This is a genomic window from Vibrio sp. VGrn 2, from assembly GCF_009361695.1.
Taxonomy (GTDB): Bacteria; Pseudomonadota; Gammaproteobacteria; order Enterobacterales; family Vibrionaceae; genus Vibrio; species Vibrio diabolicus.
This window is the reverse complement of sequence record NZ_RBWD01000008.1, coordinates 199,776-210,686: the sequence shown is the minus strand read 5'-3', so window position 1 is coordinate 210,686 and position 10,911 is coordinate 199,776. Positions and strand designations below refer to the sequence as shown.

The following is a 10,911-nucleotide window of genomic DNA, read 5'->3' as shown; positions in this document are numbered from 1 at the left end:
ACCGTCGCAGCGTGGGTTCCCCAAACAATAATAGGTTTTAGCATGAAAAATCTTTCAAAAATCGTCGTAGCGAGCTCTCTACTGACGTGTGCTGCTGCGCAAGCGGGTGGGTTATACCTTTACGAAACAACAGCATCGGATATTGGTTTGGCATCCGCTGGTATGGCGGCTCGTGCGCAAGATGCCTCAGTAATGGCAGCAAACCCGGCTGGTCTGGCGAATGTTTCTGGTAAATCTTTCTCTGGTAACCTGATTGGCCTTTACGGTGACGCGCAACTAGACACGATGACTGGCGATGCGGGCAACGTAATTGGTTTTGTTCCTATGGCGTCGGCATTTTACAGCCAACAAGTAAACGACAAATGGACGCTGGGTATTGGTTTATATGGCAACTACGGTCTTGGCCTAGAGTACGAAGGTCTTTTGAATAATCATTTAGATATTCCTACAGCAACGACGCAAGCCTTAACCATTCAACCTTCCGCTTCTTACCGCATCAATGATCACTGGTCTGTGGGTGCAGCGCTTGGCATTCAGTACGGTATGTATGAAGTAGAAGGGACGTTGGCTAGCTCTGGCGTGCATAAAAAATACTTAGACGAAGACCAAAATACTCAGGTTAATGGCCGAGTAGGTGTGCTTTATGAGGCAACACCAGGCACGCGTCTTGGTCTATCTTACTCTTCTGAAACCGAATTTGAATTCGACAACAGCAACTCCATTGCTCCGCAACAACTGATCTTCAGTGCTTACCACGAAGTGAATGATGACCTAGCGGTGATGTGGAACGTGAACTGGCAAGACTGGAGCGAATACACAACCACGCTTAAGGCTGCAGATTTGGTCGATGTAGAGACACAAGACACTTACCAAATCGCATTGGGTACTCAGTACAAACTGAATGAAAAAATGATGTGGAATGCAGGCTTTGCATTCGATACCAGCATGTATGAGAGCAAATCAAACGGTGACATTACCGTCCCTACTGGCAAGGCGTACCGCATTGGTACAGGCATTGATTACAAATTGGATTCAGAAAACTCAATTGGTTTCGCGTTTGAAGCGGTCTTGATGGAGTCTTCAGAAACAGAAACGCCACGCTTACAAGCTGGCTTTGATGAGCCTGCTCTGTACTTCATGAGCATGAGCTACAACTGGAAAAACTAATCATTCCTAATCGCTAAAACGCCTTCCTTACAGGCCATTCTACCCTAACTACCTGCACTGGATGTTGCCATGCCACCTAAGGTAGTTAGGGCGCTTCTGTCACATCCAGTGAGTGATGATTCAAAAAGTATCTGCGCAGCTAAGTGCGGGTATTCAACATCTCAAAGGACTAAAAAATGAAAAATAAACTAGCGTTAGTGTGTACGACTTTGTTGGTCAGTACGCTGGCTCATGGTGCCGAGCATCGAGTAAAAGACAATAAAAACAAGTTGGCGGATGACCCAACAAAAGTCATCACGAAATTTGGCGCGTCTTACGCAAACAACTACGATTTTGATGATCAAAACATCTCATTCTCGGGCTCACTTGCGCTTGACCAAGCGCGCAAAATTAACCTGCGTATCAATGATGATGCGAGCGAGTGGCGTATTGGTGGCTCGTGGTTGTTTCCGGTCGGTATCGTGAACTTCAACTTCGGTAAAAATGAATACGTAAACGGCGCGGATCAAACCAACTACAGCGTTGGTACCTTTATGCCGCTAAGTTATTTCGGGATTGAGCCAGCAGGCTTCCAAATTTTCCCAATGGCAGGCTATACGTACAACACTGGTGATGTTCCTGTTTGTGACGGTGCAGAAAGTAGCCACTGTAGCGAGCCTAACTTTACGGGCACTCCAAGTGCAGAGAATGGCTTCAATATGATGAGCTCTTCAGGCAGCAGCGGCTACGTTGGCGCATTTGCGCTGAAATCGTTTACCAAAGAACTGACGTTAATCAGCTTCGCAGCAGGCACTTACGGCTCAGAAAACAGTGAAGGAGAGAACTACAAAGGCTTCTTTGGTGGTATCGGCCTTGGTTATCTCGTGAATAAACGTCACTCGTTTAACGTAATGACGTTTGTCATGGACAACAACACGTATTTAGATGAGGCAGATAGGCGCGTCGCATTATCTTACCAATATCAATTTGAGTAAATTGAAAACGCAGCAACGATGGCTGCGTTTTTACTTTGATGGAATAAATTAGTGAATCGCGTTCTTTTCTTCGATCTTTTTCTGATATTGGTGTTTTAATATATACATGCGCTTAACATCGCTATAGGCTCCGTTAATAAAGTATTCTTCTACTAAATGGCCTTCTTCAATAAAACCACATTTCTTATATAAATGAATAGCGACTTCATTATCCACTGCGACCAATAAGTATATTTTACGTAGATTAAGAATCGAGAAGGAGTAATCCAATGCACGATTAATCATCTCTGTCGCATAACCTCGTCCTTGATGCTCTGGGGCGATGATTATCTGAAACTCAGCGCTTCGGTGAATGTAGTTGATCTCAATAAGTTCGACCAATCCAATCACTATGCCGTCTTCATCTTCAACCACAAAGCGTCTTTCTGCGTCATCATGTATATGTTTTCGGTACAGTTCTTCGAGCTCATCATAAGATTCATAAGGCTCTTCGAACCAGTAGGCCATGATATTTCGGTTGTTATTTAGTTCGTGAATAAAGCGCAAATCAGAGCGTTCTAGTGCACGCATTTTTAGGCCTTTCTTCATCATTTATCTCCAATGAGGCGGAGTAAACCTCCGCAATTGATGCTAGAAAATCTTAACGTATTTAACAAGAATAGCGCATCTGTTTTTGGGAAATATTGTGGTTTTTTCAATATGGAAACTTAGAGTTCACGCCAAATAAAAATTAATCTTTACGATAAAAAATTCGATTAGGTGGTTTGCCTAATATCATATTAAATACCGCGCAACGACTTAGTGTCTTAATCTAAATAAACAAGGTATTCAATATGTTTTCAATCGGTGACGTAGTAGTAGCGACTAAAGGTATCGATCTTGGCGAAATGGTTGTTACAGGTTTAAGCAGTGGCGGTTTTTACACACACGTAAAAGCAGGTGAGAAAACGCTAACTTACCCAGCTAAAGATCTTAAGAAAGCATAATTAAATTTGCTCACTCTTATTTCTAAACTGGCTTAAAGTTCTATTACTTATTTTAGGCGGGTTAGAATTTATAAAAGGTAGCGCAACAAGTCGCTACCTTTTTTATCACTCTCTTTTCTAGTTTTCTTCTGTTTTATGAACCTCAACACGGTTTCTACCGGTTTCTTTGGCTTTGTAAAGGGCTAAGTCGGCGCGTTTTACGAGTGGTTCAAACGAGTCATCCAAGCTACAGACTTGAGTTACACCAATACTAGCGGTAAAGCTCATATCACGACCTGAGTGTTGAATCGTCGTAGTTTCTAGCGCATTGCGAATCGTTTCTAATGTGTTTAGGGCTTCTTGCGATGACCGGCTTCTTAGTACGATGGCAAACTCTTCACCGCCAACTCTGGCAAGTAAGTCACAGTCAAGTAGATGACTTTGAATGGTGTTGACTGCATGGATCAGCGATTTATCGCCAGCATCATGACCAAACCGATCATTAAGGCTCTTAAAGTTGTCTAAATCTAGAATAGCAACATGGAAGTCAATGCCTTGGGTGCGGTATTCAGTCAAGCGGCTTTCGATTTGTCGCATGAATTCTCTGCGGTTTGGAATGCCAGTCAGATCATCCGTTGTGGCAAGATGCTCCATTTTCATAATTTGTATATGAAGAGCAATGTTTAAAGCAATCCAGTTAGCAATGCACTGAAGCTGTGCCGCTTGTTCGTTTGTATAAGTGTGCGTTTGATGATGTGCAACATTAAGCGTGCCCAAACAGACTTTACCGTGCATTAAAGGTGCATCCATACACGTCCCCATGCCATTGGATGCCAGCATCACACAATCGACCTCATCAGATTGAGTGACATCGTCACAGATCATCAGTTGTTGCTTTTTGAACACTCGGCCAACAAAAGCTCGGTGAATAGGTACCAAGAATTCAGCCGGAATCGCTTTATTACCAGAGAAAGAGTAGACCTTCAGATGATCATCATTTTCATAAAGCGTGATACTCGCGCGGTCGGAATTGAATATACGATTTATCCATTCTGCGACCGTATCAAGCACTTGCTGCAATGTTTCCGATTGAGCTAAAAAGTGAACAAACCCTATCGGCATACAGATCGGACTTTCCATGTTCTGCATCGATAAGTCATCAGGGTTAAAAGTTCTTTCAAGTCTCAATAGACATCTCCTTGCGATGTTGCAAATACCAACAATAAGTTACACGAAGCTATTTTCAAGAAAAATGCGTTTCTACGTAAGATTATGGTTTATTTATCGCCATCTATGTGTGTTCAATTGCTTAATGTGGGCGTTAACTCACGCCTAAATGAATAAATGTTATACCTATTTATAAGTAAGTCATTACTCAATAAGGGGTGTTTTTGAGGTAGAACCAAAGAATAGGAAAGCCCTTCAGGGAAGAGAAGGGCAAAGAGGGTAAACTTAGGAAAGTAAATATGTACGCAGTGAATTAATTATCTTTGTATTTCTGTAAAATCAACTGACTGATTTGCGCGATGAGCTGGTCTCTGGCTTGCAGTGATAGCTCGGTTTCTGTGACATAGATACTAATGTAAACAGGACGATGGTTTTCCTTCCATATGATTGCGTTAATACCACGCGAACCGTGACCACCCGCACCAGAGCGGTCGGCGATAGACCAACCTGTTGGTAATACTGAACGCATTAACGAGTCTGAAACCTTGTTGTCCTGCATCCAGATTTTTAATTGCACGCGAGACTCGTAAGACAACGTTTCTCCTTCAATCAAGGTTCGCAGAGTGTTTACCATGGCGTTAGGTGTGGTTGTGTCGCGGTTGTCTCCCGGTGTCGCTTCGTTCAAACGTGGTTCTAATCTATCTAGGCGCGTCGCTTTATCACCAATAGTTCGCAGAAACATTGTCACGGCCTTAGGGCCGCCGATTTCATTCAATACTAAGTTGGCAGCAGTATTATCACTCATCAACATCGCAGCTTCACAAGCGTGTTCTACGCGTGTGTTTTGGCCTGCGAGTTTGTCCATCACTGGAGACCACACAACGATGCTGCGCTCATCGACTTTCGCGGTCGCATTTTTACTTAGCTTACCGCTGTCCATATCACTTAGCATTGTGGCGCAAGCCAAGGTTTTGAATGTGCTCATGAGTGGGAAGCGTTCATCGCCACGGTAATCCCAGCGCTCATCGGTTTGCGTATCCCAAACCGAGACTCCAATTCTGCTTGAGGTTTGTTGTTCGATGAGAGAAATGTCTTCATTCAGTTGGGAAGAGTAACTTAGGGTTGAGCAAACCATTAGCCCAGCCAACAAAAATAACTTTTTCATGCGTCGTGTTCTTCATTTTGGTTTTGGTTCGCACTGTGGCGATGTTACGCAAACTATAACGAGCGAATACTCTAACCACTGTTAAATCCATGTCTATTTTTTGTAGGATTCTGCGCAATACCTCCAAGTTTGTTATTGACCTTAGGTATATGGTGGGTTTACTCAACTTTACGAATATTGACGTTGCATTACGCTAGAAAAACTAAACTAGAGTTGTCGTCAATTTGAGAGTGATGTTCATGAAAACTGTACGAAATTTTGTATGGATGATAATTGCCGCCGTGTCTGTGTTGTGGTGGATGAGTGAACCGCAACTGCTTTCCTCGACCCAATTCTTCCAATGGCGCTCCGCGCTTATTCAATATTCTGGTGTTTTGTCGTTAGCTTTGATGTCTATTGCGATGGTGCTGGCGCTGCGCTTACCTGTGATAGAGCAATGGGTTCATGGCATGGACAAGGCATATCGAGTACACAAGTGGCTAGGCATAGCAGGTGTCAGTTTGGGGGTGATCCATTGGCTTATGTATAAAGTGCCGAAGTGGCTCGTTGCTGCTGGTTGGTTGGAAAAACCAGTAAAACACACTGGAGAGGGGCCATCAGGCAATAACTTCGTTGGTTTGGAGTTATGGGTTAAAGAACTGCGTGATATAGGCTTGGATTTAGGTGAGTGGGGCTTTTATTTGCTATTGGTATTGCTGGCAGTGTCACTCTGGACTGTTGTTAAATACAAACCGTTTAAGTTATCCCATCGTTTAATGGCGGTGGTGTATTTGATGGTTGCTGTTCACTCCGTTTTGCTGATCAAGCACGCGTACTGGGGCGATCCCATTCATTTTATCGCTTTTGGTTTTGCATTGATGGGCTCTGCGGCTGCCGTTTATAGCTTGTTTGGCTTTGTCGGACGAGCGAATCGCTATCCCGCCAAAGTGGTGTCGACTCGCTACTTCCCTCAAGCGCGCGTGATGGAGCTGGTTTTGGCGCCAAGCAATAACGGTCAAGGAAAACCTTGGCAAGGACACAAAGCCGGGCAGTTTGCTTATGTTCGTTTTGGTAATGAAGATCCGCATCCGTTTACGATTGTTTCAGGTGAGCACGATCCAGAGATTCGCTTTTTGATCAAAGAGCTAGGCGATTTCACGACCAATTTGTACCAGCGCGTGAAAGCGAGCGATGAGGTTGTTGTTGAAGGACCGTATGGGCGTTTAGAGTTTGATGTCAACAAGCCGCAAGTTTGGGTTGCTGGTGGTGTCGGGATAGCGTCGTTCTTTGCTATCTTATCTTCATTGGAAGCGTTAAAAAGACATCCGCCAGTGCATTTGTTTTATTGCACACGTGGCTTAGATAGTCATTTAGTGGATGAACTGTGGAATGCTGCGCGTCAGGCACAAGTGAAACTGAACGTGATAGATACTGCGATTTCACCTCGACTTAATGTTGAACAAATTGCGAAGGAATGCGGCGATTTATCGCGTTATGAGTTTTATTTCTGTGGACCGGAGGTATTTTCTCGAACCCTGAAAAAAGAGTTAGAGGCATATCGTTTTGATACAGAACATCACTATCATGAAGAGCTGTTTGTGATGCGATAATCTAGTATCTGGGGTGAAATAAAAAGGAGCTGAATCAGCTCCTTTTGTATTTACATTTAACGTCTATGAACCGTGTTAATGCGTTAATCCGGTCTCACTACAGTTCCACTTTTTTGACCATGCCGGCTTCTGCATGACCGGGAATATTACACGCGAACTCTACATTTTTATCGCCATGGAAGTGCCACAGGAGTTGTTTCGCTTTGCCTGGTTCAACTGTGACAGCATTGCCGGAGTCATGCATGTGATCGCCAGACATGGTTTTCATCATTTCACGGTGTTTAAGCTGTTCTTCTGCTGAACCAATGGTAAATTCGTGATTGATTTTGCCAGTATTCATTACCACAAATTGAACCACATCATCCGGTTCTATTGTCACGTCTTTTTTGAATGTAATTTTCATATCATCCGTTAAGAGTACATGAACGACTTTGTCTGGTTTTGCGCCATTTGCAGGCATACCAACCGCTGACATGCCCGGCATGCCGCTCATACCTGAATGATCCATTTTACCGTGGTCCATTTTTCCATGATCCATCGTCATTTTATCCATGTTCATGGAACCGTGTTCCATTTGACCATGCTCCATATTTTCGTGGTTCATGTTTGAGTTATCCATTTGAGCAAATACGCCACTCGATACCATGGTTAGAGCAAGAGTGATAAGAGTCTTTTTCATGTTGATTTCCTTTACTATCAATGAGCTATCGCGCCATTACTCTCTGAATAATGGCGCTCGTTATTATTTGTCTTGGTGTTGAGTTGATTTCACTTCACGCTGTTTCCACAGCTTGAAGATGGCGGGTAACACAAGCAGTGTTAACAGCAGGGCAGAGGCCATGCCACCAATCATCGGTGCAGCGATGCGTTGCATCACTTCAGAGCCTGTCCCCTCACCGTACATGATTGGAATAAGACCAATGATTACCGTTAATACGGTCATCATGACAGGCCGCACACGCAAGCCAGCGCCTTCGCGAATTGCGTCTGTAAGATCTCGCGCTTGAAGCGGTCGTTGTTTCTCTTCTGCATCCAGTTTTCGGTGGTGCCACGCTTGGTTGAGATACACCAGCATGATGACGCCTATCTCCACCGCAACGCCGGCGAGGGCGATAAACCCAACCCCCACGGCAATAGAGAAGTTGTAGTTCAGATAATGCATCAGCCATAAGCCACCAACCATTGCTAAAGGCAGCGTCAGCATGATGATCAGCACCTCACCTACACGGCGAAAGCTGAAGTAAAGTAGCATCATGATGATCGCAATAGTGATTGGTACTACGACACTTAAGCGGTCTTTGGCGCGTTCCATGTATTCGTACTGACCTGACCAAGCCAGCGAATAACCCGCAGGTAATTCAAGTTGATCTGCTACTACTTGTTGTGCTTCCACGACGTATGAGCCTAGGTCACGACCTTCGATATCCACGAAAACCCAACCGTTTGGACGCGCGTTTTCGGTTTTGATCATCGGTGGACCATCTTCATAACGAATATCTGCCACGTCTGCGAGTGCGATGCGTGCGCCGTTGGGGGTTACCAGTGGTAGGTTTTGCAGTTTAACAACCGAGTCACGGTAATCTTGCGGGTAGCGAACGTTAATCGGGTAGCGTTCCAAGCCTTCAATGGTTTCTCCAACATTCATACCCCCAACAGCGGTTGAGATGACTTGCTGAACGTCTTTGATGCTTAAGCCATATCTCGCAGCAGCGCGGCGTTTGATATCAATCGTTACGTAACGGCCACCCGCGACACGTTCCGCATATACAGATGAAGTGCCATGAACGCTATTAAGAATAGGTTCCAGCTGAGCACCAATTTTTTCGATCTCTTTCAGGTCTGGGCCTGCGATTTTGATCCCAATTGGCGTTTTAATGCCCGTCGCAAGCATGTCGATACGCGTTTTGATCGGCATTACCCATGCGTTGGTGAGTCCCGGGAACTGAATCAGTTCATCGAACTCTTTGCGTAACGACTCTGTCGTCACGCCTTCACGCCATTGATCGTGAGGTTTTAGCTGAATAACAGTTTCAATCATAGTGAGTGGCGCAGGGTCGGTAGCCGTTTCTGCACGGCCAATCTTGCCCCAAACCGTTTTGACTTCCGGTACGGTTTTGATCAGTTTGTTAGTTTGCTGAACTAGTTCACGTGCTTTACCAATCGAGATTCCCGGATACGTAGTCGGCATGTACATCAAGTCGCCTTCATCCAATGGTGGGATGAACTCGCTACCCAGTTGACTGGTTGGATAGTAAGCTGACGCCATTAGACCTAAAGCGATAACGATCATACTCTTAGGATACTTGAGGCTGGTATTCAGTAACGGGCGATACAGCGCAATTAAGCCTCTATTTACTGGATTCTTATGCTCTGGTAATACGTTGCCACGGATGAAATAACCCATGAGCACAGGTACGAGGGTAATTGCCAAACCTGCCGCTGCGGCCATTGCATAAGTTTTAGTAAAGGCGAGAGGGGAGAACATCTTGCCCTCTTGACCTTCCAATGCAAATACTGGCACAAAGCTTAACGTGATGATAAGCAGTGAGAAGAACAGGGGCGCGCCCACTTCTTCAGCGGCTTTGCCAATCACTTGCCAGCGGTTCTTATCCGTGAGAGGCGTTCGTTCAATATGCTTGTGGACGTTTTCTATCATTACGATGGCACCATCCACCATAGCACCGATGGCGATGGCAATCCCCCCGAGCGACATGATGTTGGCATTAATGCCTTGAGAATGCATGACGATAAACGCGGATAAAATACCGACGGGCAAGCTCAGAGCGATCACCAAAGACGAACGGATGTGAAATAGGAAGAGGGCACAAACAATCGCCACGACAATGAATTCTTCCGCCAATTTCTTCCACAAGTTTTCTACGGCAGCGTTAATCAGCGTGGAGCGATCGTAAGTAGGCACGATTTCTACACCATCCGGTAAGCTGCGCTGTAAATCTTCAAGTTTGTCTTTTACTTTGCTGATGACTTCACTCGCGTTTTCGCCGAATCGCATGACAATTACTCCACCAACCGCTTCACCTTCGCCGTTAAGCTCAGAGATGCCGCGACGCATTTGCGGACCTAAGTTGATGTCGGCAATGTCGCCCAGTAAGAGCGGTGTACCTTTCTCTGTCACTTTGAGCGGGAGTGATTCAATATCCTCAATACTCGTTAGGTAACCTGTAGTGCGAACCATATGTTCCGCTTCTGCTACTTCAACAACAGAGGCACCCGTTTCCTGATTGCCGTTTTGGATCGCCATGTTCACTTGTTGCAGTGTCAGGTTGTAAGCACGTAGCTTAGCTGGGTCAATCTGAACTTGATATTGCTTCACCATACCGCCAACGGTTGCGACTTCAGAGACGCCATCGACGGTTTGCAGCTCATATTTCAAGAACCAGTCTTGCATACTACGCAGATCAGCAAGATCATGGTTGCCAGTTTTATCTTGTAGTACATAGCTGTAGACCCAGCCCACTCCCGTTGCGTCTGGTCCTAATGTCGGTTTTGCACTCGGTGGTAATTTAGGTGCTACTTGGCTTAGGTACTCTAAAACGCGCGAACGTGCCCAATACATGTCGGTATCATCGTTAAAAATGATATAAACATATGAGTCACCAAAGAATGAATAACCACGAACGGTTTCCGCTCCTGGTACGGCGAGCATGGCGGTGGTTAGCGGGTAAGTAACTTGATCTTCAACTACTTGAGGTGCTTGGCCTGGGTAGCTTGTTTTGATGATCACCTGAACATCAGAAAGATCCGGAATGGCGTCTACAGGTGTATTCTTTACACTGTAAAGTCCGGTTAAAACAAGCGCTAAGGTTGCGATCAAAACCATGAAACGGTTTTTGATCGACCAGCGGATTATTGCTCCAATCATA

Annotated in this window: 9 protein-coding genes; 4 read left to right on the top strand and 5 right to left on the bottom strand. The window is 45.0% G+C overall.

What is annotated here, in order from left to right:
* The first annotated feature begins 42 nt into the window (after nucleotides 1-42).
* Both D8S93_RS15105 and D8S93_RS15100 read left to right on the top strand, forming a co-directional pair.
* A complete protein-coding gene (locus tag D8S93_RS15105; RefSeq protein ID WP_152814010.1) occupies nucleotides 43-1,167 on the top strand; it encodes an OmpP1/FadL family transporter in 1,125 nt (374 codons plus the stop codon).
* A gap of 176 nt (nucleotides 1,168-1,343) precedes the next feature.
* A complete protein-coding gene (locus D8S93_RS15100) occupies nucleotides 1,344-2,141 on the top strand; it encodes a hypothetical protein (protein WP_104970180.1) in 798 nt (265 codons plus the stop codon).
* Between the two features lie 48 nt (nucleotides 2,142-2,189).
* Here the strand turns inward: D8S93_RS15100 and speG are convergent, their stop codons facing one another.
* Nucleotides 2,190-2,729, bottom strand: a complete 540-nt coding sequence (gene speG, locus D8S93_RS15095) for a spermidine N1-acetyltransferase (RefSeq protein WP_041853120.1) — start codon at nucleotides 2,727-2,729, stop codon at nucleotides 2,190-2,192.
* Between the two features lie 245 nt (nucleotides 2,730-2,974).
* Here speG and D8S93_RS15090 point away from each other — a divergent pair, with 245 nt between their 5' ends.
* A complete protein-coding gene (locus D8S93_RS15090; RefSeq protein WP_005375418.1) occupies nucleotides 2,975-3,127 on the top strand; it encodes a hypothetical protein in 153 nt (50 codons plus the stop codon).
* 117 nt (nucleotides 3,128-3,244) lie between these two features.
* Here D8S93_RS15090 and D8S93_RS15085 read toward each other — a convergent pair whose 3' ends face one another.
* Together D8S93_RS15085 and blaCARB are read right to left on the bottom strand one after the other, a co-directional pair.
* Entirely contained in the window at nucleotides 3,245-4,294 is a 1,050-nt protein-coding gene (locus D8S93_RS15085; RefSeq protein WP_006742172.1) for a sensor domain-containing diguanylate cyclase, read from the bottom strand.
* A gap of 292 nt (nucleotides 4,295-4,586) precedes the next feature.
* Entirely contained in the window at nucleotides 4,587-5,438 is an 852-nt protein-coding gene (blaCARB, locus tag D8S93_RS15080; protein WP_047008407.1) for a CARB family carbenicillin-hydrolyzing class A beta-lactamase, read from the bottom strand.
* Between the two features lie 239 nt (nucleotides 5,439-5,677).
* On the opposite strand from blaCARB, the gene D8S93_RS15075 reads away from it, so the two are divergent.
* Nucleotides 5,678-7,027 (top strand): ferric reductase-like transmembrane domain-containing protein, encoded by a 1,350-nt coding sequence (locus tag D8S93_RS15075; protein WP_193621620.1) that lies wholly within the window; start codon nucleotides 5,678-5,680, stop codon nucleotides 7,025-7,027.
* 97 nt (nucleotides 7,028-7,124) lie between these two features.
* Here D8S93_RS15075 and copI read toward each other — a convergent pair whose 3' ends face one another.
* Entirely contained in the window at nucleotides 7,125-7,706 is a 582-nt protein-coding gene (copI, locus tag D8S93_RS15070) for a copper-resistant cuproprotein CopI (RefSeq protein WP_046873736.1), read from the bottom strand.
* Between the two features lie 63 nt (nucleotides 7,707-7,769).
* Nucleotides 7,770-10,910 carry an efflux RND transporter permease subunit gene (locus D8S93_RS15065; RefSeq protein WP_006742108.1) on the bottom strand — a complete coding sequence of 1,047 codons (3,141 nt, stop codon included), beginning with the start codon at nucleotides 10,908-10,910 and terminating at the stop codon, nucleotides 7,770-7,772.
* Nucleotide 10,911 lies beyond the last annotated feature (1 nt).